At 65.3% G+C, this 22,753-nt stretch carries 22 protein-coding genes and 3 tRNA genes; 12 read left to right on the top strand and 13 right to left on the bottom strand.

The genetic code is table 11. The annotated features are described in order from the left end of the window. Positions 1 to 24: 24 nt before the first annotated feature. The 5 genes from hemW to QFZ42_RS01835 are packed head-to-tail and all read right to left on the bottom strand — an operon-like array spanning position 25 to position 4,625. Complete coding sequence (gene hemW / locus QFZ42_RS01855; protein WP_307699315.1) at positions 25 to 1,284, bottom strand: radical SAM family heme chaperone HemW; 1,260 nt, start codon at positions 1,282 to 1,284, stop codon at positions 25 to 27. Positions 1,285 to 1,298: 14 nt separating this feature from the next. After that, on the bottom strand, positions 1,299 to 1,898 hold the full coding sequence (locus QFZ42_RS01850; protein ID WP_307699314.1) for a non-canonical purine NTP pyrophosphatase: 600 nt from the start codon (positions 1,896 to 1,898) through the stop codon (positions 1,299 to 1,301). A 25-nt stretch (positions 1,899 to 1,923) separates the two neighbouring features. Further along, positions 1,924 to 2,655: a ribonuclease PH gene (gene rph / locus QFZ42_RS01845; RefSeq protein ID WP_307699313.1), complete on the bottom strand. Its 732-nt coding sequence runs from the start codon at positions 2,653 to 2,655 to the stop codon at positions 1,924 to 1,926. 60 nt (positions 2,656 to 2,715) lie between these two features. After that, a complete protein-coding gene (locus QFZ42_RS01840) occupies positions 2,716 to 3,621 on the bottom strand; it encodes a PP2C family protein-serine/threonine phosphatase (protein ID WP_307699312.1) in 906 nt (301 codons plus the stop codon). Next, the gene (locus QFZ42_RS01835) at positions 3,618 to 4,625 is read right to left on the bottom strand and encodes a serine/threonine protein kinase (RefSeq protein WP_307699311.1); all 1,008 of its coding nucleotides are present in this window, start codon (positions 4,623 to 4,625) and stop codon (positions 3,618 to 3,620) included. Before QFZ42_RS01835 ends, QFZ42_RS01840 begins: the two co-directional genes overlap by 4 nt. A gap of 91 nt (positions 4,626 to 4,716) precedes the next feature. Here QFZ42_RS01835 and QFZ42_RS01830 point away from each other — a divergent pair, with 91 nt between their 5' ends. From QFZ42_RS01830 to QFZ42_RS01815, 4 genes are all read left to right on the top strand, one after another. Then, complete coding sequence (locus QFZ42_RS01830; RefSeq protein ID WP_307699310.1) at positions 4,717 to 5,631, top strand: YicC/YloC family endoribonuclease; 915 nt, start codon at positions 4,717 to 4,719, stop codon at positions 5,629 to 5,631. A gap of 8 nt (positions 5,632 to 5,639) precedes the next feature. Then, a complete protein-coding gene (gene gmk, locus QFZ42_RS01825; RefSeq protein WP_307699309.1) occupies positions 5,640 to 6,260 on the top strand; it encodes a guanylate kinase in 621 nt (206 codons plus the stop codon). A gap of 31 nt (positions 6,261 to 6,291) precedes the next feature. Continuing rightward, positions 6,292 to 6,495, top strand: coding sequence for a DNA-directed RNA polymerase subunit omega (gene rpoZ, locus QFZ42_RS01820; protein ID WP_021009011.1), 204 nt, complete (start codon positions 6,292 to 6,294; stop codon positions 6,493 to 6,495). A 93-nt stretch (positions 6,496 to 6,588) separates the two neighbouring features. Then, a complete protein-coding gene (locus tag QFZ42_RS01815) occupies positions 6,589 to 8,844 on the top strand; it encodes a RelA/SpoT family protein (RefSeq protein ID WP_307699308.1) in 2,256 nt (751 codons plus the stop codon). 25 nt (positions 8,845 to 8,869) lie between these two features. On the opposite strand, the gene greB is transcribed toward QFZ42_RS01815, so the two are convergent. Both greB and QFZ42_RS01805 read right to left on the bottom strand, forming a co-directional pair. Further along, a complete protein-coding gene (gene greB, locus QFZ42_RS01810; protein ID WP_307699307.1) occupies positions 8,870 to 9,451 on the bottom strand; it encodes a transcription elongation factor GreB in 582 nt (193 codons plus the stop codon). 91 nt (positions 9,452 to 9,542) lie between these two features. Further along, positions 9,543 to 9,818, bottom strand: coding sequence for a hypothetical protein (locus QFZ42_RS01805; RefSeq protein ID WP_307699306.1), 276 nt, complete (start codon positions 9,816 to 9,818; stop codon positions 9,543 to 9,545). 332 nt (positions 9,819 to 10,150) lie between these two features. On the opposite strand from QFZ42_RS01805, the gene QFZ42_RS01800 reads away from it, so the two are divergent. Beyond that, complete coding sequence (locus QFZ42_RS01800) at positions 10,151 to 10,423, top strand: hypothetical protein (RefSeq protein WP_307699305.1); 273 nt, start codon at positions 10,151 to 10,153, stop codon at positions 10,421 to 10,423. 64 nt (positions 10,424 to 10,487) lie between these two features. Here the strand turns inward: QFZ42_RS01800 and QFZ42_RS01795 are convergent. The 3 genes from QFZ42_RS01795 to hrcA form a co-directional block, all read right to left on the bottom strand. After that, a tRNA-Arg gene (locus tag QFZ42_RS01795) sits at positions 10,488 to 10,564 on the bottom strand. 64 nt (positions 10,565 to 10,628) lie between these two features. Next, positions 10,629 to 10,705 (bottom strand) — tRNA-Ile (locus QFZ42_RS01790). Between the two features lie 36 nt (positions 10,706 to 10,741). Continuing rightward, positions 10,742 to 11,749 (bottom strand): heat-inducible transcriptional repressor HrcA, encoded by a 1,008-nt coding sequence (hrcA, locus tag QFZ42_RS01785; protein WP_307699304.1) that lies wholly within the window; start codon positions 11,747 to 11,749, stop codon positions 10,742 to 10,744. Positions 11,750 to 11,777: 28 nt separating this feature from the next. Between hrcA and QFZ42_RS01780 the strand changes: the two genes are divergently transcribed. From QFZ42_RS01780 to rapZ, 3 genes are read left to right on the top strand one after another with little or no spacing between them, the layout of a single operon-like run. Beyond that, positions 11,778 to 12,689, top strand: a complete 912-nt coding sequence (locus tag QFZ42_RS01780) for an NAD kinase (RefSeq protein ID WP_307699303.1) — start codon at positions 11,778 to 11,780, stop codon at positions 12,687 to 12,689. A 1-nt stretch (position 12,690) separates the two neighbouring features. Then, positions 12,691 to 14,370: a DNA repair protein RecN gene (gene recN, locus QFZ42_RS01775; protein ID WP_307699302.1), complete on the top strand. Its 1,680-nt coding sequence runs from the start codon at positions 12,691 to 12,693 to the stop codon at positions 14,368 to 14,370. Further along, positions 14,370 to 15,245, top strand: coding sequence for an RNase adapter RapZ (rapZ, locus tag QFZ42_RS01770; RefSeq protein WP_307699301.1), 876 nt, complete (start codon positions 14,370 to 14,372; stop codon positions 15,243 to 15,245). The genes recN and rapZ overlap by 1 nt, the downstream gene beginning before the upstream one ends. Positions 15,246 to 15,257: 12 nt before the next feature. Here rapZ and mutY read toward each other — a convergent pair whose 3' ends face one another. The 3 genes from mutY to mutM form a co-directional block, all read right to left on the bottom strand. Continuing rightward, on the bottom strand, positions 15,258 to 16,337 hold the full coding sequence (mutY, locus tag QFZ42_RS01765; RefSeq protein WP_307699300.1) for an A/G-specific adenine glycosylase: 1,080 nt from the start codon (positions 16,335 to 16,337) through the stop codon (positions 15,258 to 15,260). After that, the gene (locus QFZ42_RS01760) at positions 16,327 to 18,291 is read right to left on the bottom strand and encodes a dynamin family protein (protein WP_307699299.1); all 1,965 of its coding nucleotides are present in this window, start codon (positions 18,289 to 18,291) and stop codon (positions 16,327 to 16,329) included. The genes mutY and QFZ42_RS01760 overlap by 11 nt, the downstream gene beginning before the upstream one ends. Before the next feature lie 89 nt (positions 18,292 to 18,380). Next, positions 18,381 to 19,193 carry a bifunctional DNA-formamidopyrimidine glycosylase/DNA-(apurinic or apyrimidinic site) lyase gene (mutM, locus tag QFZ42_RS01755; RefSeq protein ID WP_307699298.1) on the bottom strand — a complete coding sequence of 271 codons (813 nt, stop codon included), beginning with the start codon at positions 19,191 to 19,193 and terminating at the stop codon, positions 18,381 to 18,383. A 70-nt stretch (positions 19,194 to 19,263) separates the two neighbouring features. On the opposite strand from mutM, the gene QFZ42_RS01750 reads away from it, so the two are divergent. The 4 genes from QFZ42_RS01750 (at position 19,264) to QFZ42_RS01735 (ending at position 22,679) form a co-directional block, all read left to right on the top strand. After that, on the top strand, positions 19,264 to 21,117 hold the full coding sequence (locus tag QFZ42_RS01750) for a tetratricopeptide repeat protein (RefSeq protein WP_307699297.1): 1,854 nt from the start codon (positions 19,264 to 19,266) through the stop codon (positions 21,115 to 21,117). Positions 21,118 to 21,119: 2 nt separating this feature from the next. Next, positions 21,120 to 21,647, top strand: a complete 528-nt coding sequence (locus QFZ42_RS01745) for a lipoprotein insertase outer membrane protein LolB (protein ID WP_307704146.1) — start codon at positions 21,120 to 21,122, stop codon at positions 21,645 to 21,647. Further along, positions 21,644 to 22,534, top strand: coding sequence for a 4-(cytidine 5'-diphospho)-2-C-methyl-D-erythritol kinase (gene ispE, locus QFZ42_RS01740; protein WP_307699296.1), 891 nt, complete (start codon positions 21,644 to 21,646; stop codon positions 22,532 to 22,534). The genes QFZ42_RS01745 and ispE overlap by 4 nt, the downstream gene beginning before the upstream one ends. Positions 22,535 to 22,602: 68 nt before the next feature. Further along, a tRNA-Gln gene (locus tag QFZ42_RS01735) sits at positions 22,603 to 22,679 on the top strand. The last annotated feature ends 74 nt before the right edge of the window (positions 22,680 to 22,753 follow it).

Genomic DNA, 22,753 nt, shown 5'->3' with positions numbered 1-22,753 from the left:
CGATTTTATGCTGACGCGCGCCCGTCAATCCTCGGGCAGGAAAAGCGTCTGCAGGTCGCTCAGAAAATCCAGCCCGCGTTCGGTGGGCCACACGCGGTGCAGGTCGCGGGCGACGAGGCCCTTGCGCTCGGCTTCTTCCAAACCTTTTTGAATGCTGGTCATGGCCAGCCCGGTGCGCTCGCTGAACTGGGGCAGCGTAAAGCCTTCTTTCAGGCGCAGCGCGTTGAGCATGAACTCGAACGGCAGGTCGGCCAGCGCGACCTCGTCGCTTTGCGACACGGCCGTGCCGGCGCGGGCGTTGTCCATGTACAGGCGCGGTTCGCGAAAGCGCACCTGGCGCACGATGCGGTGCGCAAAGCTCAGCTTGCTGTGCGCGCCGGCGCCAATGCCCAGGTAGTCACCAAACTGCCAGTAGTTGAGGTTGTGCGCGCAGGTGTGGCCGCTGCGCGCATAGGCGGAAACCTCGTAGCGCGACATGCCGCTGGCGGCGGTTCGCTCGGTGATGCGGTCGAGCATGGCGTAGGCCAGGTCGTCTTCAGGCAAGGCGGGCGGAAACTTGGCGAACCAGGTGTTGGGCTCGATGGTGAGGTGGTACACCGAAATGTGCGGCGGCGCGAGCGCCAGCGCTTGCGACAAATCGGCGTCCAGGCCCTCGATGGTCTGGCCCGGCAGCGCGTACATCAGGTCGAGGTTGAAGGTGTCGAACGCGCTCGCGGCTTCTTCCACCGCGGCAATGGCCTGGGCGCGGTCGTGCACGCGACCGAGGGCCTTCAGGTGCTCGTCGTTGAAGCTCTGCACGCCGACCGAAAGGCGCGTGACGCCGGCGGTGCGGTAGGCGCGAAAGCGGTTGCGCTCGAAGGTGCCGGGGTTGGCTTCGAGCGAAATCTCGCAGTCGGGCGCGAGCTTGAGGCGGGCGCGCGCGTCGCCCAGCAAACGGTCGATGGACTCGGGCGAAAAAAGGCTTGGCGTTCCGCCGCCGATAAAAATGGTGTGAACGGTGCGGCCCCAGATAAGGGGCAGCGCCGCATCCAGGTCGGCAATGAGCGCGTCGAGGTAGGCCGCTTCGGGAATGCCGCCGGCCTCGGCCTCGCTGGTGGCGCGCCACTCGTGCGAGTTGAAGTCGCAGTAGGGGCACTTGCGCAAGCACCACGGCAGGTGGATGTAGAGCGACAACGGCGGCAGCGCGGCCAATTGCAGCGGGCCGGGGCGCATCCAGTGCAGCACGTCGTTGGCTTGCGGTGCGCCGGCGGCCTGCGCCGGCTGAATGGGAAATACGGTGGCCACGGGTCAGTCAGCCATCAGAACCAGCGTTCGCGCATCAGGGCCAGCATGGCTTTGGCCGCCCGGCCTCGGTGGCTGTTGGCGTTTTTTACTTCGGGCGGCAGTTGGGCAAAGGTTTTGCCGAAGCTCGGCAGGTACATGACCGGATCGAACCCGAAGCCGTTGTCGCCGATGGGCGCCTGGGTAATTTCGCCGACCACGCGGCCGACGGCAATGAGGGGCTCGGGGTCGTCGTGCCCGCGCAGCGCAACCAGCGTGCTGACGAGCGCGGCGCGCCGGTTGGCCACGCCGTCGAGCTGCTCGAGCAGCGCCTTGACGTTGTTGGCGTCGCCCTTGTCATAGCCGAACTGCGTGGCATAGAAGGCGGTGTCGACGCCCGGCAGGCCGCCGAAGGCATCGACGCAAAGGCCGGCGTCGTCGGCAATGGCGGGCAGGCCGGTGGCGGCGCTGGCATGGCGTGCCTTGGCCAGCGCGTTTTCGACGAAGGTGCGAAACGGCTCCTCGGCCTCGCCCACGCCCAGTGCCGATTGGGGCACAAGCGAAACGGCCAACTCCGCAAACAGCTGCTGCAGTTCGGCAAGCTTGCCGGCGTTGTTGGAGGCCAGAACCAGTTTCATCGCTGTCACGTCGCCATTGCCGCGGTTACTTCGACTGCAAAGACTGCTGCTGCAGCACGATGAGTTCGCCGATGCCCTTTTCGGCGAGGCCGAGCAGGATGTTCATCTCATCGCGCGAGAACGCCGCGCCTTCGGCGGTGCCCTGCACTTCGACGAAGTGGCCGGCGCCGGTCATGACGACGTTCATGTCGGTGTCGCAGGCGGAGTCTTCGGTGTATTCCAGGTCGAGCAGCGGGGTGCCGGCCACGATGCCGACAGAGATGGCAGCCACGTGGCCACGGATGGGCGATGCCGGGATGGTGCCGGCGGCCAGCAGCTTGTTGACGGCGTCTTGCGCGGCAACGAAGGCGCCGGTAATGGCGGCGGTGCGGGTGCCGCCATCGGCCTGCAGCACGTCGCAGTCGAGGTGAATGGTGCGTTCGCCCAGCGCGGCCAGGTCGAACACGGCGCGCATCGAGCGGCCGATAAGGCGCTGGATTTCCTGCGTGCGGCCGGTCTGCTTGCCCTTGGCCGCCTCACGGCTGCTGCGGGTGTGGGTGGCGCGCGGCAGCATGCCGTATTCGGCCGTGACCCAGCCTTCGCCGCTGCCCTTCTTGTGGGGCGGCACCCGCTCTTCGACGGAGGCGGTGCACAGCACGCGCGTCTGGCCGAACTCGATGAGTACCGAGCCCTCTGCGTGAATGGTGAAGCCGCGGGTCATACGAACCGGGCGCAGCTGGTCGGCGGCACGGCCGCCGCTTCGTGTGAAAGCAGTCATTTTTGTAGAGGTATGTGGAACAAAAGCGGAGGCAGCCCCGCAGGCCGAAGCAGCCGGATATCAGACTTTTTTGGCAGCAGAGCGGCGAATGGCTTCGTTGATTTCGGCAATCGAGCGCTCGATGGCGTCTTCGTCCATGTCGTCGATTTCGCCGTCCGAAGGCATGCCGGCCTGGATGGTGGAGGCAAACACGCCGTCGTCGATGGTCTCGGTGGAAACGCCGCGGTCGTCGCGCGTTGAATCGGCCATTTCCCATTCGAGCGCGATGAGCGTCACGTTGTCGCTGTGGGCGCCGCCCTTGCGAAGCGCCATTTCGGCGAGGTCGGGCGCGGCGTCGGACACGGGCTTGTCGGAAGACAGGGTGTGCACGATGACGGCGTCGTCGAGCACGCCCCACACGCCGTCGGAGCACAGCATGATGCGGTCGCCGCGCTGCAGCTGCAGCGGGGCAGAAATATCGAACAGCGGCGTGCTCGGCGAACCCAGGCAGGTGAGCAGCAGGTTGCGGTTGACCGGCATGTCGGCGCCGTGCGGGCGCGGGCGCTCGGCATGCGAATGGTCGCGCGTGCGGGTGAGCAGGCGGCCGTCGCGCACCACGTAAAGGCGCGAGTCGCCGCAATGCATCCAGGTGGCCGTGGTGCCCTGGAGCAGGGCCGCGACGACGGTGGTGCGCGGCGTGTCGAGCATGGCCTTGTTGCTGGCGTACCGCATGATCTGCTGGTGCGCCGCCATGGCCGATTCGGCCAGGAAGGCCTTGGCGTCCTTGACGGTTGGGCGGGCCTCGCGCTGGTACAGGGCCGCAATGGTCTGCAAGGCCAGCTGGGCCGCCACCTCGCCTTCGGGGTGGCCGCCCATGCCGTCGGCCAGCACGAAAAGGCCGGACTCCCGCGTGTAGCAATAGCCCATGCGGTCTTCGTTTTTGAGACGGCCGCCTTTGCGGCTGACCTGGAATACCGAGAATTTCATGCCGGACGGGTGGTAGGTGCCGCCGCCCTGGGCAGGGCCTTCTTGTCGAAGGAGCGGATGTTGTCGAAGGAAAGCCGCACCTTTTCGCCGACGGTGAGCTTGGTGTAGCGCCGCTCGCCTTCGCGGCTGAGTTCTTTTTGCAGCGCGAAGACCGACTGGGGACGGGAAAGGGGGTCGAGCGACATGCACCATTCGACCACTTCGATGAGGTTGTCGGAGTACACGCCGCGCAGGCGCGACAGCGACAGGCTGAGCCGGTCTTTCTCGATGCGGCGCGGGGCGTCGTTGGGCGGATAGCCCTGCATGCAGGCGTAAATGCAGGCGCCAATGGCGTAGATGTCGGTCCAGGGGCCCATCGACGAGTCGCGCCGGTACATCTCGGGGGCGGCAAAGCCGGGGGTGTACATCGGGCGGATGAAGATGCCTTCCTTGCTGAGCACTTCGCGCGCGGCGCCGAAGTCGATCAGCACCGCACGGTCTTCGTCGGTCACGAAGATGTTGGCGGGCTTGATGTCCAGGTGCAGCATCTTGTACTGGTGCACGATGCGCAGGCCGCGCAGAATTTCATCGAAAAGCGAGCGGATGGTCGATTCCCGGAACACCTTGGGCCGTTTCAGGTCGCGCGCGGTCACCACGAAGTCCTGCAAGGTGGCGCCTTCCAGGTAGTTCATGACCATGTAGACGGTTTCGTTCTCCCTGAAGAAGTTGAGAACGCTGACCACCGAGGCGTGCGAAATCTGGGCCAGCGAGCGCCCTTCCTCGAAGAAGCTCTTCAAGCCGAGCCGATAGAGGGAGAGCTTTTCGGGCGCCACCTCGGGCGTGAGCTCGCCCGGGCCGCGGGTCGCCAGGGAAGAAGGCAGGTATTCCTTGACGGCAACCTGCTGCCCGCTGGGGTCTATGGCGAGGTAGACAACGCCAAAACCGCCTGCGGAAAGCCGGCGAACGATGCGGTATCCGCCGATGACCGTATCGGGCAACAGGGGCGAAGGCTTGACCTTTGACATAATCCGGGAGTTTCGCCCGAAGGCGATGGTGCGGCAAGCGAACGCCATGCCGACGCCTCGGTGCTTACAGCAAAAACCACAGTGAGGCGCAATGCCAGTTTACAGCATGACCGGCTATGCCAGTGGCCAGAACGGCCCCGTTGGCAGCCAATCCGAAGCCGAGGCACGGCCTGCCGCCGCAGGACGACTCGGGGTCGAAATACGCTCGGTCAACAGCCGCTTCCTCGACCTCACCTTCAAACTGCCCGAGGAACTGCGCCAGCATGAAACCGCGCTGCGCGAACTGCTCACGGGCAAGCTCAAGCGCGGCAAGGTCGAAGTGCGGGCCGCCATCGAAAACACCGCCCAGGGCGGCATCGTCGAGCCCTCGGTCAAGCTGCTGCAGCGCCTGAACGGCGTACAAGACGGCATCAAGGCCTGGCTGCCGAGCGCCCGCGACCTGAGCGTGGCCGACGTGCTGCGGCTGGCCGGCGGCGATGGCGCCACCCGCGGCGACTGGGGCAGCGACTTGCTCAATGTGGCCGGCAAGGCCCTGGACGCGCTGATGTCCGCGCGGCAGCGCGAAGGCGCACGGCTCGCCAAGATGCTGGAGGCCCATCTGGGCCAGCTGCGCACCTTGGTCGAACAGGCCGGCCCGCTGATTCCGCAACTTGTCGAACAGCAGCGCGCGCGTTTCCTGGAGCGCTGGCAAGAGGCCATGGGCCTGACCGGCGGCACCCTGCCCGAGGCGGCGCAAGACCGGGCGCTGACCGAAGCGACCGCTTTCGCGATCCGTATCGACGTGGCGGAAGAGCTCACGCGCCTCAATTCGCACCTCGACGAAATCGAGCGGCTGCTCAAGAAGGGCGGCGAAATCGGCAAGCGGCTGGATTTCCTGATTCAGGAGCTGCACCGCGAGGCCAATACACTGGGCTCCAAGTCGGCAGCCCTGGAGCTCACCCGCATCGGCGTGGACATGAAAGTCCTGATCGAGCAGATGCGCGAACAGGTTCAGAACATCGAATGAGCGAGCGAATGGACTATCCGGGCAACATCTTTGTCGTGGCGGCACCGAGCGGTGCCGGCAAATCGAGCCTGGTCAAGGCGCTCATGGAGCTGGATTCGGCCGTCCAGCCCTCGGTTTCCCACACCACCCGGTCACCGCGCGGACAGGAAAAGCACGGCCGGGAGTACTTTTTTGCCTCGCCGTCCGAGTTCGACGCCATGATTGCCGCGGACGGCTTCGTGGAGTGGGCCCATGTGCACGGGCACAAGTACGGCACCTCCAAAAAGGCGATCGAGGAGCGGATTGCCCAGGGGGCGGACGTCATTCTGGAAATCGACTTCCAGGGCGCGATCCAGATCCGCAAGACCTTCGCGAACGCGGTCATGATCTTTATCCTGCCGCCCAGCTGGGAAGAACTGCGCTCCCGGCTCGAACGGCGTGGCGAGGACAGCGCGGCCGTCATCGAGCTGCGCCTGAAGAATGCCGCCGAAGAGATGGCTCGAGCGGGAGAATTCGACTTCGTTATAATCAACGAGTTATTTGAGCGCGCGCTTTTCGATCTCAAGGCGATCGTCCACGCTCAGCGGCTTCGGTACTCTGCACAGCGCCGCGCACGTGCCGACACATTCGCCGCACTGAACATCCCCTGATTTCCTGCTCACTGACCGAAAGATTCTCATCATGGCCCGCATCACCGTCGAAGATTGTCTGCTTCAGATCCCCAACCGCTTCCAGCTGGTTCTGGCCGCCACCTACCGTGCGCGCATGCTGAGCCAAGGCCACGCGCCCAAGATCGAAAGCAAGAACAAGCCGGCGGTCACCGCCCTGCGCGAGATCGCCGAAGGCAAAATCGGCATTGAAATGCTCAAAAAAGTGCCGGGCTGATCTGACGCAGCCCTGCAACGAAAAGGCACCGCAAAACGGTGCTTTTTTTACGTCTGGACGCGTGCATACAGCGGTCACGCTAAAGTGGTAGCCATGAGCGCGGTTGCCAAACATCAGTCCCATGCCCCTTCGGGCACGCCGAAGCAAAGCCCGGCGGCGCTGAACGCGGCTGCCGCAAGCTTCGCCGCGCTGACGGCCAGGCTCGATTACCTGAGCCCCGAAGACACGGAACTGGTGCGCCGCGCCTACCGCTTCGCCGACGAGGCCCACCTGGGCCAACTGCGCAACAGCGGCGAGCCGTACATCACCCACCCGATTGCCGTGGCGGCCCAATGCGCCGAATGGAAGCTCGACGCCCAGGCGCTGATGGCCGCCCTGCTCCACGACGCCATCGAAGACTGCGGCGTGACCAAGCCGGAACTGATCGAGCGCTTCGGCGCGCCAGTGGCCGAGCTGGTCGACGGGCTCACCAAGCTCGACAAGCTGCAGTTCAATACCCGCGAAGAAAACCAGGCCGAATCGTTCCGCAAGATGCTGCTGGCCATGGCGCGCGATGTGCGCGTCATTCTGGTGAAGCTGGCCGACCGCACCCACAACATGCGCACGCTCGACGATGCGCCGCGTGAAAAATGGGCGCGGATTTCGCGCGAAACGCTCGAAATCTATGCGCCCATCGCGCACCGGCTCGGGCTGAACCAAACCTACCGCGAATTGCAGGAGCTGTCGTTCCGCCACTTGAAGCCTTGGCGCTATGCCACCCTGTCCAAGGCCGTGTCCAGGGCGCGAGGACGCCGCCGCGACCTGATCCAGAAGGTGCAGCGCGAGGTCGAGACCGCTTTTGCAAGCGCGAACATGACGCTGCGCATCGCGGGACGCGAAAAAACGCTCTATTCGATCTACCGCAAGATGGAAGAGAAGCACCTGAGCTTTGCCCAGGTGACCGACATCTACGGTTTTCGGCTGATCGTGCCGAACGTGATTGCCTGCTACACCGGCCTGGGCATCCTGCACCAGATGTACAAGCCGCTGCCGGGCAAGTTCAAGGACCACATCGCGATTGCCAAGCTCAACGGCTACCAGTCGCTGCACACCACCTTGGTGGGCCCGGCGGGCGTGAACGTGGAGTTCCAGCTGCGCACCGAGGCCATGCACGTGGTGGCCGAATCCGGCGTGGCGGCGCACTGGCTCTACAAGGCCGCCGAACCGAATGCGGCCAGCAACGACCGGCTCGGCACCAAGTGGCTGCAGTCGCTGCTCGACATCCAGGACGAAACCCGCGACGCCGCCGAGTTCTGGGACCACGTCAAGGTCGACCTGTTTCCCGATGCGGTGTACGTGTTCACGCCGAAGAGCCAGATCCTCGCGCTGCCGCGCGGGGCCACGGTGGTCGACTTTGCCTATGCGATTCACAGCAACATCGGCGATCACACGTCTGCCGCGCGCATCAACGGCGACCAGGTGCCGTTGCGTACCGAACTCAAGAACGGCGACGTGGTCGAGGTGATTACCGCGCCCGTGTCGACGCCCAACCCGGCTTGGCTCGGCTTTGTGCGAACCGGACGGGCCCGCTCCAAGATTCGCCACTACCTGAAGACGCTGGCCCACGCCGAGTCCGAAGGTCTGGGCGAAAAGCTGCTCGCGCAGGCGCTGCGTGCCGAAGGCCTGAGCAAGCTGCCGGCCGACGATGCCGAGCACCAGGCACTGTGGGAAAAGCTGCTGCGCTTCACAGGCAACCGCACCCGCGCCGAATTGCTGACCGACATCGGCCTGGGCAAGCGAATTGCCAGCATCGTCGCCAAACGGCTCGTGGCCATGCTGTCCGAACTTGGCGAGCGGCCGGATGCGCTGCTGCTGAGCCGCGAGCGCTTCATCTCGCACGAAACCATTTCGCAGGGCGCCGTCACGCTGGACGGCAGCGAGAACTCGTCAGTCCGCTTTGCACTGTGCTGCCGGCCTATTCCGGGCGACGAAATCGTCGGGTACCTCGGGCACGGCGAAGGCCTGGTGGTGCACACCGAAAGCTGCGGCGTCGGCCAGCGCCTGCGGCACAAGGACAGCGAACGCTTCTTTGCCGTCGAATGGGCGGACGAGCCGACCCGCGCTTTCGAAACCGGCGTGGTGATTACAGTGCGCAACGACAAAGGCGTGCTGGCCCGGGTGGCCGCCACGCTGGCGGACGCCGAAGCCGACATCACGCATGTCGAAATGGCCGATGAAACGCCGCAGGATTCGACCGACCTGCGCTTCGTGATTGCCGTGCGCGACCGGAGCCACCTCGACGCGGTGCTGCGTGCGGCGCGACGGACCGCCTCGGTGCTGACGGCGGCGCGGACGGTTCCCGCGCCCTGAAGCGCCGCCCGTCTGGCAGCAGCGGCTACGCCGCGGCGTCCGGCCGAGGAGTGGGGTAGTTCACGGACAGCAGCTCGATCTCATGCGCGCCGCCTGGCGTCACGAGCTTCACCACATCGCCTTCGCGTGACTTGAGCAGCGCCCGCGCGATCGGGGAAATCCAGCTGACCTGCGACTGGGCGCTGTCCGCCTCATCGATTCCGAGGATCGTGACGCTGCGTTCGTCGCCCGTCTCGTCGACATAGCGCACCGTGGCACCAAAGAAGACCTGGTCTTTGCCGTGATGCACCGAGGGGTCGGTCACCTCGGCGATCTCGAGCCGCTTGGTCAAAAACCGGATGCGCCGATCGATCTCGCGCAGGCGCTTCTTGCCGTAGAGATAGTCGCCGTTCTCCGAGCGGTCGCCATTCTTGGCCGCCCAGTGCACGGCCTCGACCACCTTCGGGCGCTCTTCGTCCATCAACTGCAGCAATTCGTCGCGCAGCCGGGCGTAGCCGGCGGGAGTGATGTAGTTCTTGCTGCCGCTCGGCAACGCAGGGGCGGTGCTGTCGCCGCCGCCGTCGTCGTCGCCTTCGGCGTCGGTTTCCTTGGTGAATGCTTTGCTCAAGGCAAAACCTCCGAATCTAAAAAAGTCCGCAACTCTCGTTGCATGTGCTCTGGTGAATGGCACGATCTACCGGCCCTCGGGCCCGGTTTTCTCAGCCCATGTCCGAACGCTTGCAGTCGAAGGCCGCGCTTTGTTCGACGGTCTGCAGCACAGGCACCTTGTTCACGAAGATCACGTTGGCACTCATCAGCCGCCATTCCGCCGCCTTGAACAATTTGAAGAGGCTGGTGGCTTCGACGCCGGCTTTCGGAATGGAGTTGAAGATGTAGACGGGCTCTCCGGACTGGTTTTCTTCCATGCCCACCAGGTCCGCCCTCAGCTTGCCCATCGTTTCGGTGTCCTTCGTTCTGGAGCGAACGATGTCCATGTTGACGGTGCGAGAGTGCTCATCGATGGAAATCCGGCGAACCCAGTTGAAAGGCGACGCGGCGCCAGTGCCCGCGCCCGGAACGCATGTGATCTTTCCCGCCGATGCCGAAGAACATGCCGCCAGAGACAGCAAGAGGAGTGGGAATGCAAGCCGCTTTGCCCGTGTGCTCATGGTCGCCTATGTCTTTTGCACTAATTGTTACTGGAACAATAAACATTAACATTCTTCACTTCGCGTGAAAAAAGTCACGTTTTTACTTCCCCCACGTGGTTACTGATGAGTCAGGCGAGAGGGAAGCTCTGAGCCTTACTGACTCTGGCAGGGAAGCAATGGTCAATCAGATCATCCATAACGCAACCATCACGTTGCAGTTGCCTTTCGATATCAGCGCCAGCGCGGAAGTTGCAGCCCTTCGAGCCGCAGGCATTCCGGTTGATGCGCTGGGCAACGCAACCTCAGGTTACCTGTTCGTGCGGACCACGGGCCGCAACGGCAATCGGACAAACACTTTTCGATGGTTTGCCACGAGCATCGGCAGGGCACCGCTCGATGTCACTACCTTGCAGGAGCTCAGAGCCCACGAGCAGCCGTCGCTTTTCTGAAGCGTTTGCGGCACGCAAAAAGAAAAAGGGTCAGGACACATGATGTCCTGACCCTTTAAGAGAGTGGTGCGGCTGGCAGGAATTGAACCCACGACCCCTTGGTTCGTAGCCAAGTACTCTATCCAACTGAGCTACAGCCGCACAGCTATCGATTATAGCATCCATTTTTGGCCCTGGCCGGACCAAGTGGAGAAATGAATGCAAGTGGTAGGCCGTGATGGGCTTGAACCATCGACCAACGGATTATGAGTCCGCTGCTCTAACCAACTGAGCTAACGGCCCACGAGAGGGCTCGATTCTATTCGCGGCACAGCCCACTTACTTGCGGTGGCTCAGCGCATTGCTGACCAAGCGCGAGGTGATGTCGACGATCTGGATCATGCGCTCGTAGGGCATGCGAGTGGGGCCGATGACGCCCAGGGTACCCACGACCTGCCCATCGACTTCGTAGTTGGCGCTGACGATGGACAGCTCTTCGAACGGCACCACCTGGCTTTCACCGCCGATGAAGATGCGCACGCCCTCGGCCTTGCTCGACACATCGAGCAGCCGCATGAGCTGCGCCTTTTGCTCGAACAGCTCGAACGCACGGCGCAGCTGCCCCATGTCGCTCGAAAAATCGGTTACGGAGAGCAGGTTGCGCTCGCCGGAAATCACGACATCGTCTTCCTGTGCTTCGGTCAGCACCTCGGAGCTCACGTTGACCGCTGCCTGCATCAACGCGGCGATTTCACCGCGCAATTTTTCGACTTCGGACTGGAGACGGTCGCGCACCTGCTCGATGGTCAAGCCCGCATAGTGGGCATTGATGTAGTTCGATGCTTCCACCAGTTGCGACTGCGAGTAGTCGGCCTCCGGAAAGATCACGCGGTTTTGCACGTCGCCGTCGGGCGAGACGATGATCACCAGCAGCCGGCGGTCCGAAAGCTTCAGGAACTCGATCTGCTTGAACACCGACGCACGCCGCGGCGCCATGACCACGCCGACGAACTGCGACAGGTTCGACAACAGGCTGGCCGCGTTGGCAATGACCTTCTGCGGCTGGTCGGGCGCAAGGCTCGGCGGATTCATCTGCTCGCGCTGCGCGGTGAGCATGGTATCGACGAAAAGCCGGTAGCCGCGGGCGGTAGGAATACGGCCGGCGGAGGTATGCGGGCTGGCAATCAGGCCCAGCGTCTCGAGGTCCGACATGACGTTGCGGATGGTCGCGGGAGACAGATCGAGCCCGGGCGCGCGTGACAAAGTCCGCGACCCGACCGGTTGGCCTTCGGCGATGTAACGCTCCACCAATGTCTTGAGGAGCAACTTGGCACGGTCGTCCAGCATTGCAAGATTTTAGTGTTGTAATTTGTACATGACTTCCCGCTTCCGCAACGTCGCCCTGATCGGCAAATACCAGGCTTCAGGCGCCCGGGCGCAAGCGGACGCGCGCGATGGCGTGATGGAAGATATCGGCGCCTTCCTCGAATCGCAAGGGTGCACGGTGTTCGTCGAGAAATCCGCCGCGGCGCAAGCCGACGCGGACGCCAGCGTCGGCGGCCGCTACGAGCCGCTGAGCGTCGAGGAAATCGGCCAGCGCTGCGACCTCGGGCTCGTGGTGGGGGGCGACGGCACCATGCTGGGCATCGGCCGGCAGCTGGCCTGCTACGGCATTCCGCTGATCGGCATCAACCGTGGCCGGCTCGGCTTCATCACCGATATTCCGCTCGACAACTACCAGGCCACGCTGATCCCGATGCTGGCCGGCGAGTACGAGGAAGACCATCGCAGCCTCATGCACGCGCAGGTCATGCGCGACGGCGCATCGGTTTTCGACGCGTTGGCCATGAACGATGTGGTGGTCAACCGCGGCGCCACGTCGGGCATGGTCGAGTTGCGCGTGTCTGTCGGCCGGCATTTCGTGGCCAACCAGCGCGCCGACGGGTTGATCATCGCTTCGCCGACGGGTTCGACGGCCTATGCGCTGTCGGCCGGCGGGCCGTTGCTGCACCCCGCGGTGCCGGGCTGGGTGCTGGTGCCCATTGCACCGCACACGCTGTCGAACCGGCCCGTGCTCTTGCCGGACGCCGACGAAATCGTGATCGAACTGGTATCGGGCCGCGACGCCAGCGCCAATTTCGACATGCAGTCGCTGGCATCGCTCGCCATCGGCGACCAAGTGGTGGTGCGCCGCTCGGAATTCCGGGTGCGCTTTCTGCACCCGCGCGGATGGAGCTACTTCGACACACTGCGCAAGAAACTTCATTGGAACGAAGGGGGCTCCTGAGATGGCGCTGCGACGCATCGCACTGCGCGACTTCGTGATCGTGCGATCACTCGAACTCGATCTTTCGGCAGGCTTCACGGTCTTGACCGGCGAAACCGGTGCGGGCAAATCGATCTTGATCGATGCACTTCAGCTTGCGCTCGGCAACCGTGCCGACGCGGGCGCGGTGCGCGAAGGCGCCGAGCGGCTCGACGTCAGCGCCGAATTCGACGCCGACCCGGCCTTCGCAGCCTGGCTCGACGAAGGCGGGTTCGAATCCGGCGACGCGCTGTTGCTGCGCCGCACGGTCGACCTGCAAGGCCGCAGCCGCGGCTGGATCAACGGCAGCCCGGCCACGGCCACCCAGTTGCGGGAGCTCGGTGATCGGCTGCTCGACATCCACGGCCAGCATGCGTGGCAAAGCCTCACGCGTCCCGAGGCCGTGCGCGGCCTGCTCGACGCCTACGCCGGCGTTCGCACCGACGCGCTGGACACGGCCTGGCAAGGCTGGCGGCAATCGCTCTCCGCGCTCGACCATGCGCGCTCGGCGCAAGATTCGCTGCAACGCGAACGCGAACGGCTGCAATGGCAGATCGCCGAGGTGGCGAAGCTGGCTCCCGCCGAAGGCGAGTGGGAGGAACTTTCGACCCACCACACGCGCATCTCCAATGCCCAGGCGCTGATCGATGCAGCGCAAGGCGCAAGCCAGGCGCTGGAAGACGACGACAGCGGCGCGCTCGCGGCGCTCTCGCGCGCCGTGGCCCTGCTGCAGAACTGCGAACACATCGAGCCCGAATTCCGCGCGCTCGGCGAAGTGCTGGCCTCCAGCGTGGCGCAGGCTTCCGACGCCGCCCATTCGCTGCACGGCTACCTGCGTGACGCCGAAGCCGATCCGCAGCGGCTTGCAGAACTCGACGAGCGCATGGGCCTGTGGATGTCGCTCGCCCGCCGCTACAAGCGCACGCCGAACGATCTGCCCGCGCTGCTGGCCGGCTGGCAGGCCGAACTGAAGGCGCTCGATGCGCAAAGCGATCTCGAAGGCCTGGAGCGCGCCGAGCAAGGTGCGCAACAGGCCTACATGAAGGAAGCCAAGGCGCTCGCCAAAGCACGCAAACAGGCCGCGCCGCGCCTGGGCGAGGCGGTCACGCAGGCGATGCAAGGGCTCGGCATGCAAGGCGGCCGTTTCGAAGTCGAGCTGCAGCCGCTGGCACAGCCGGGCCGCGCGGGCCTCGAAGACGTCGCCTTTCTCGTGAGCGGCCATCCCGGCAGCACGCCGCGCGCCATTGGCAAGGTGGCCTCCGGCGGCGAGCTTTCCCGCATCGCCCTGGCCATCGCGGTCACGACCAGCCAGCTCGGTGCGGCGCAAACGCTGATCTTCGACGAGGTCGATGCCGGCGTGGGCGGGGCCGTGGCCGAGACCGTGGGACGCCTCATGAAGCAGCTCGGGCGCGACCGCCAAGTGCTGGCGGTGACCCATCTGCCGCAAGTGGCCGCCTGCGCCGATCACCACCTGGTGGTGGCCAAGCGCCAGACCACCGCGGCCGGCCAGGACGGCCCGCGCACCGAGAGCGGCGTTTCGCGGCTCGATGACGACAACCGCGCCCGCGAAATCGCGCGCATGCTGGGCGGCGAGAAGGTTTCGCAGACTTCGCTCGCGCATGCCCGCGAAATGCTGGGCCACAAGACTTCGGCGGCGATGTGATGAACCTCGATCTGGTGCTCATCACCGGCATGTCGGGTTCGGGCAAATCGGTGGCGCTGCATGCGTTGGAAGATGCCGGCTACTACTGCGTCGACAACCTGCCTCCCGAGTTGCTGTCGGCTTTCATCGCGCTGCAGCACGAGCAGCAGGCCACGCGCGTCGCCATTGCCATGGACGTGCGCAGCGGCGTGTCGCTGCCGATTGTTCCGCAGCAGCTCGAGGCGCTGCGGAACGACGGTGTTTCGCTGCGGTCGTTGTTCCTCGACGCCACCACCGATGCCTTGCTGCGGCGCTATTCGGAAACCCGCCGGCGCCACCCGCTGTCGCGCCAGGAGGGCCGCACCGATGCGCCGGAGCAGGAGCGCGCGCTGGTGCAGGCCATCGAATTGGAACGCGAGCTGCTGGCCGACCTGCGCGACGGCGCCGACGTGATCGACACCAGCCTGATACGCCCAGCCCAGCTGCAGAGCTACATCAAGGCCCTGATCTCGGCACCGCAGAGCGCGTTGACGCTGGTGTTCGAGTCGTTCGCCTTCAAGCGCGGCGTGCCGCTGGACGCCGACTTTGTCTTCGATGTGCGCATGCTGCCCAATCCGCACTACGTTCCCACGCTGCGCCCGCTCACGGGCCGTGACGCCCCGGTGATCGAATGGCTGCGCGGGCACGACGACGTCGCACGCATGTACGACGACATCGAGCAGTTTCTTTCCCGCTGGCTCGATGCGCTGGCGCGCGACCATCGCAGCTACGTGACGGTGGCCATCGGCTGCACGGGCGGCCAGCACCGCTCGGTGTTCCTGGTCGAACAGTTGGCGCGCGCATTCGGAACCCGCTGGGGATCCCTCAAGCGGCACCGCGAACTCGACGCGGGGTGAGAAGCCGGCCGGCTACCCTGCGCTGCTTTCGAGGAGCTTGCGCATCGGCGCCGGCAATCCCAGCCGGCCCCATTCTTCGGTATCCATCCAGCGAGCGGCATCGCCTTGCGGCTGGCCGCCCTGAAGCATCACGGGGTGAAGGTGCAGGTCCTTGTGGGTCAGCACATGCACGAACGGCGGCAGGTCTTGCGTGTTGCGCTGCGCGGCCGGCGGCAGCGCAGCCAGCAGGTCTTCGCGGCTGTCGAACACGGGCAGGCAATAGAGTCCGGCCCAGATGCCCTTGGGGGGCCGCTTCTCGAGCCAGACCCGGCCTTGCGCATCGCGCGCCAGCAGCGCCCAAAGCGATTGCGCGCTGCGCTTCAGCTTGCGGGTCTTGACGGGATAGCGCTCCGGCAGCCCTTCTCGCAGCCCGATGCAGGTTGCGCTCACCGGACAGATCATGCAGCTCGGCTTGCGCGGCAGGCAGACGGTTGCGCCCAGGTCCATCACCCCCTGCGTGTAGCTCGCGATCGCCTCTTTCTGCCCGTCCGGCGGAAGCAGTTGCGTGGCCTGGTCCCACAACGCGCGCTCCTGCGCCGACGAAGACATGTCGCCGCCGAAGCCGAGCACGCGCGTCAGCACCCGCTTCACGTTGCCATCGAGAATGGCCACGCGCTCTCCGAAGCAGAAGGCCGCGATCGCCGCGGAAGTGGAACGCCCGATGCCGGGCAAGGTCGCCAGCTCGGCGGCCGTTCGCGGAAACTCGCCGCCGAAGCGCTCGACAACTTCCTGCGAGCAACGGTGCATGTTGCGTGCGCGGCTGTAGTAGCCCAGCCCGCTCCAAAGTCCGAACACCTCGTCCTCGGTGCCGGCGGCCAGCGCCCGCACGGTCGGAAAACGTTCCAGAAAGCGCGCGAAGTACCCGAGCACCGTCGAGACCTGCGTCTGCTGGAGCATGACCTCCGACAGCCACACGCGGTAGGGATCCCGCGTGTTCTGCCACGGCAGCTCGCTGCGCCCGTGGCTGCGCTGCCAGGCCACGATGCGCTGTGCGAATTCGGGCGGTGCCTGCAATGGCGTCGCGCCGCCGGCCACCGAAGAATCAGGCCGCACGCAGTTCGCCGATGGCGGCCGCCGCGGGCGCCGGCCTTCCCTGTTGCGTGATCATCGAAGTGAATTCGTGCAGCCGAAGATGCAGTTCGGCCAGGCTGCTCTCTTGCGTGGCGAGTTCGAGCAGGCGCTCGTCGAGGCTGCCGGCCGCATTCTGGATGCGCTCCACCGCCTCGATGCGCTTGCTGAACGTGCGGCGGCGCTCCTTCAGTTGCGCGTCGATCTGTGCGCTTGCACCCTTGCTCCAGCGCTCGACCTCGGTCATTGCCGCTTCGTTGACCAGCCGCAGCCGGCTCGCGAGTGCACGTACCAGCTTGTCGCAGAAATCCGCTTGCGCCAGCCTCAGCAGATTGCCGACGCTCAGGTAATGGACATGGCTGTGTTCGATCTGGCTCAGCTCCTGCTCGAAGCTCGTCAGGTCGGGCTCGGCGGGCGCCTGCAAGGTGAAGCCCTGCTCCGCATTGAGCTGGCGGAAGGTGGCGTGCAGCATCGACTGGATTTCAGCCGTGGTCGCCTGCACTTCGCGCAGGTTGTTGCGCAGCGAGTCGAAGGTTTCGCCGTACACCTTGCGCACGTTGAGCTTGATGCCGGGGCGCTTGAGTGCGGCCGAGAGCCGAACCATGTCTTCCTTGAGCGCGGTGCGGCCGAGCACGGCGTACACCTCGCGCAGCAGTTTGCCCTGCACCGAGCGCAAGGCGAGGATGCGCGTGTTGCTGCCCTCGAACTCGGCCTGCTCCTGGTCGATGCGCCCGCGCATGTGGCGGATCACGGAAACATTCTTGCCGCGCAGCCCCTGCAGTTCGAGCGCCTGCTCCGACAGATCGCGCTGGCGAACTTTCAGGATGCGCTCGGCCTCGGCGCGCAGTGCCACCATGCCGGCATCGACAGCCAGCCGCAACATGGTTTCGCGCTTGCCGAGCACGCCTTCGGCGAGCAGGGTTTCGAGCGCCGGCAGACGGCTGGCGTCGAGCAGCCGCGCATCGCGCTGGATTTTTGCCTGCAAGCCCTTTTGCGCCGAGACCGGCAGCACCTGCACGAGCGGAACCTCGAGAAACTTGGCGGCCACTTCACGCTGGCGCTCGATCTGCAGTTCGATCTGCGCGGGCGTGCTGAGCGTGTCCCACATGGTGTCGATCTTGTTGAGCACCACGAAGCGCGTGTCGCTGCCTTCGCTTTCGGTGACCAGGTGCTCGCGCCAGATGGACAGGTCGGAACGCGTCACGCCGGTTTCGGCACCGAGGATGAAGACGACCGCATGCGCCTGCGGAATCAGGCTCACCGTGAGTTCGGGCTCGGCGCCAATCGCGTTCAGGCCCGGGGTGTCCAGAATCACCAGCCCCTGCTCCAGCAGGGGATGCGGCATGTTCAGGATCGCATGGCGCCAGCGCGGAATTTCGACACGGCCTTCGGCGTCCTGCACCGGGTTGTCGTCGGGCGTTTCGTCGTTCCAGAAGCCCAGCGCATTCGCCTCGTCCTTACTGACCCAGCGCACTTCGGCGACCTTGCCCATGGCTTGGGCCAGCTGCTCGGCGTTCTCCACGTCGATCGCGATTTCGGTCCAGCGCGTCGGCTTCTCGCGCCAATGCGTGAGCGAATGGGGTTCCAGGCGGGTTTCGATCGGCAGCAGCCGAAGCTTGGGCAATTCCGCGGCGTCGTAACCCAGCTCGGTCGGGCACATCGTCGTGCGCCCGGCGCTCGCCGGCATGATGCGCCGCCCATAGCCGGAGAAGAAGATCGCGTTGATCAGCTCGGACTTGCCGCGCGAGAACTCGGCCACGAACGCGACCATGACCTTGCTGTTGCGGATCTGCAGCTCCAGGCCGCGCAGGCGCTCGGCCACGGCCTGGTCGAGCAGCTCGTTCTCGGTCAGCCAGCGGGACAGCCACTGCAGGCGGTGAGCAAAGTTGCTTCGCCAGGCGCCATGCTGATCGAGTTGTTGGTTGAAAGAGCGGCTCAAGGGGAATATGTAAGAAACAACTTACAAATATAGCATCGCAAGTTGGGGCGCAACCGATTGCAGGATATTTTCAACGCAGGGCTGAAACACTATTTTTGACAATTTGGACAATAGTAAGTGGAACGCTGGCCTTGGCGAAGCTGCCGTATCGGCGTTGCGCAGACCCGACAAGGCTCGCCGGCCCGGCCGTAGACCGTGGCCTCAAGCTGGAAATAACCGTTCTGGCCGTCCACATTGGAGAAATCGCGCAGCGTGCTGCCGCCCTTCTCGACCGCCCGGGCCAGGATCTCCCGCACCGCCGCGTGGAGCTTCAACGCCCGTGGCCGGCTGATGCGCGCGGCCGACAGGGTGGGACGGATGCCGGCCTGGAACAGCGCCTCCGACGCATAGATGTTGCCGACGCCCACCACCACGTCGCCCGCGAGCAGCACCTGCTTCACCGCGGTCCGGCGCTTTCGAAGGCCGGCGTGGAAGGCGTCGAAGTCGAAGGCGTCGCCGAGCGGCTCCATGCCCAGCCCGCCGAGCAGCTTGATGGCCCACGGCGCCGCTTCGTCTTCCACATAAACCACGGCGCCGAAGCGGCGCGGGTCGTTGAGCCGCAGCGTGCCGCGGCCGGTCACGAGATCGAAGTGATCGTGAACACCGGGCGGAGGCAGTGCCGCGTCGAAGCGCAGGCTGCCTGACATGCCCAGGTGCAGCAGCAGCAAACCGCGGTCGAGATCGATCAGCAGGTATTTGCCGCGCCGGCGCACTTGCAGCACCCGGCGCCCGGCCAGTGCCTCGGGCGCGACCATCAGGGCCCAGCGCAAGGGCTTGCCGATGCGCACCGCATCGATGCGTGCACCGGCAATGCGTTCGGCAAAACCGCGCCGCGTCACTTCGACTTCGGGAAGCTCAGGCATGAAAATAAAACTCCGGGCTGCAATGAACCCCACGCGGTGCTCGCTCAAAAGCTTGGATTATTATGGTTCGATGATTCCATCGCCCCGCCGACACCGCCTTGCGGCGGCCGCGTCTCTCGTGCTGCTTGCTTGCGCGGTTCACGCGCAAACCTCCGACCCCGCCGCGCCCAACAGCCCCGCGCCCATCATCGAGCGGCCGGCACCGTCCCGTCCGGGAACAAGGCCTGCCCCGGCATCCGCGGCCGCCAAGCCGGCGAGCGAAGACCCGGTGGCGCAGTCCTCGGCGTTGACGGCCGAACTGTTCTACGAAATCCTGATGGGCGAGATGACCACGCGCTCCGGCGATCCCGGCTCGGGCTACGCGCTGGTGCTCGACGCGGCCCGGCGGCTGCGCGACGGCAAGCTGTTCCAGCGCGCAGTCGAGATTGCGCTGCAATCGCGCTCGGGCGACGCCGCGCTGGCGGCCGCCCGCGCCTGGCAAGAAACGCTGCCCAACTCGCGCGATGCACGCCGCATCGAACTCCAGATCCTGATTGCGCTCAACCGCATCGGCGAAACGGCAGAACTGCTGCGCGCCGAAGTCGCGGCCACTTCGCAAGTCGAACGGCCCTTGCTGATGGCGGTGATCGTGCGCAACTACTCGCGCGCTACCGACAAGAAGCTGGCCGCCTCGGTGGTCGAGCAGGCCTTGGTCGACGAACTCAAGAAACCAGCCACCGGCGGACTGGCCTGGGCCACGGTGGGCCGCATGCGCCTGAATGCCGGCGATACCTCCGGCGCCCTGGACGCCGCTTTCAAGGGCCAGCAGATCGACCCCGCGTCCGATGCGCCGGCTGCACTGGCGCTCGAAATGATCGATCCGGGCCAGCCGCTGGCCGAACCGATCGTGACGCGCTACCTCGCCAGCAACCCCAAGGCCTCGCCCGACCTGCGCATCGCCTACGCGCGCGCGCTGGTCGAGAACCGCCGCTACACGGATTCCGCGGCGCAGCTGCAGGCACTGACCGCGGCACGCCCCGAGCTGGCCGAGCCCTGGCTGCTGCTCGGCAGCCTGCAGGCGCAGGCCCGCCAGGACGGGGCGGCCGAAACATCGCTCAAGCGCTATGTCGAGCTTGCCGCGGCGCAAAAGGACCCGAAAGACGCGGACGATCGCCAGCGCGGCACCACGCAGGCCTACCTGGTTCTCTCGCAACTGGCAGAGCGCCGCAAGGACTTCACGGGCGCGGAACGCTGGCTCGCGCGCGTCGACAGCACCGACGATCTCGTCGTCGCGCAGACACGGCGCGCAGGCCTGCTCGCGCGCCAAGGCAAACTGCCCCAGGCACGCGAAGTGCTGCGCGGACTGCCCGAGCGCACGCCCGAGGACAAGAAGCAGAAATTCCTCGCCGAAGTGCAGTTGCTGCGCGACGCCAAGCAATACCAGGCCGCCTACGACATGCTGGCCCAGGCCTCCGTGGCCGCGCCGAACGACAGCGACCTGGTCTACGACCAGGCCATGGTGGCCGAGAAGCTCAACCGTCTCGACGAAATGGAGCGGCTGCTGCGCAGGCTGATCGAGTTGAAGCCCGAAAACCAGAACGCCTACAACGCGCTCGGCTACTCCTTCGCCGATCGCAAGATCCGGCTCGACGAGGCCCGCACGCTGATCCAGAAAGCAGTGCAGCTGGCCCCCGAAGACCCGTTCATTGCGGACAGCATGGGCTGGGTCGAATTCAGGCTGGGCAACACGACCGAGGCCATCCGCATCCTCGAGGCGGCCTACAAGACCCGCCCCGATCCGGAAATCGGTGCGCACTTCGGTGAAGTGCTCTGGTCGGTGGGCCAGAAGGACCGTGCCGTCACGATCTGGAAGGAAGCCCTGCTGAGTGACGCCGAAAACGAGACCCTGCAGGAGACGCTCAAGCGCCTGCGGGTCAAGCCTTGAGCATGGTGCTCGCGCCCAGGCTTGGCGGCGGCCATGGCAGCCGCCGCGCCCTTCTGGTTGCCGGCGGGGTTGCCCTGCTCTCGCTGGCAGGCTGTGCCCAATTGACGGGTGGCTCCTCCGCGCCGGGACGCCCCGACAGCTGGAGCGGCCGCATGTCGCTTCGCATCGACAGCCAGCCCGTGCAAACCTTCTCCGCACTGTTCGAATTGCGCGGCTCCCCCGAAGCGGGCGAGCTGTCGCTCACGAGCCCGATCGGCAGCACCCTGGCTCAACTGCACTGGTCGCCCGGTGAAGCCCTGCTCAAGAATGGCAGCGAAACCCGCCGGTTCGATTCGGTCGATGCGCTGATCGAGGCCGCCACCGGCGCAGCGATCCCCGTGGTGGCGCTGTTCGCCTGGCTTGCGGGCCGCGACGAACGCGTTCCCGGCTGGCGCCCCGATCTGGCGCAGATCGCCAATGGCCGGCTCCAGGCCACGCGCGAAAACCCCGGCCCCACGGCAGACCTGCGCATCGTGTTCGAGCGGTCATGAAGGCGATCTACGACCTTCCCGCACCGGCCAAGCTCAACCTCTTCCTGCACATCACCGGCCGGCGCGACGACGGCTATCACCTGCTGCAGTCGGTCTTCATGCTGATCGACTGGTGCGACACGCTCCATGTCGAGCTGCGGCGCGACGGCCAACTGAGCCGGGAAGACCTGACGACCGCGCTGCCGCCCGACGACCTGGTTCTGCGCGCAGCACGGGCGCTGCAGACGTACGCCAGCCCCAGCCAGGGCGCCCATATCGGCATCGCCAAGCAGGTGCCGGCACAGGCCGGCATGGGCGGGGGGTCTTCCGATGCCGCCACCTGCCTGCTGGCGCTGAACCGCCTGTGGAAACTGAACCTGCCCCTGTCGCGCCTGGTTGAAATCGGATTGAAACTGGGCGCCGATGTGCCGTTTTTCCTCGGCGGCCGCAACGCCTGGGTCGAGGGAATCGGTGAGAAAATGCGGCCTGTGACAGTGCCGGCGGCAAGGTTCGCCGTGGTCAAGCCGCCCGAAGGATTGGAAACACATCTAATTTTTTCAGCGCCCGATCTTCAACGCGCCACTCCTGTTGCTATAATCTCGGGCTTTGCTGCAGATAGCGAACAGCTTGAAGCCCAAGACCTCGAAAGCAGTGCTTTTCAGGTTTTCGACTTCGGCCACAACGACCTGCAGCCGGTTGCCCAACGGCTTTGCCCCGCGGTCTCCGACGCCATCGAATGGCTCGGCGACCAAGGACTGAAAGCCCGGATGACCGGCTCCGGAAGTTCGGTATTCGCGAAAATGCCGCAAGGGCCGCAAGAAGCGGAACTGGCCGAAGCCCCCTCGGGCTGGCAGGTTCGTCAATGCAGCAATTTGGCCGTTCATCCACTTTGGGGATGGGCGACCTGAAGATAATCGGATCGTGATGGGTCCGATGCGACATATATCGGTTTGTGGTGAAAACCATCGACCCGTGTAGGGGAGTCGCCAAGCTGGTTAAGGCACTGGATTTTGATTCCAGCATGCAAAGGTTCGAATCCTTTCTCCCCTGCCAAATTCTTCAGGCTGCGGTCTAACCACCGCAGCGCTTTCAGACTGCGGCCCACCGGCCGCAGTGTTTCTTTTGCA

It is taken from the genome of Variovorax paradoxus (assembly GCF_030815855.1).
GTDB lineage: Bacteria > Pseudomonadota > Gammaproteobacteria > Burkholderiales > Burkholderiaceae_C > Variovorax > Variovorax paradoxus_M.
Note: the sequence above shows the minus strand (reverse complement) of the source record. Positions and strands in the feature narration are given on the sequence as shown.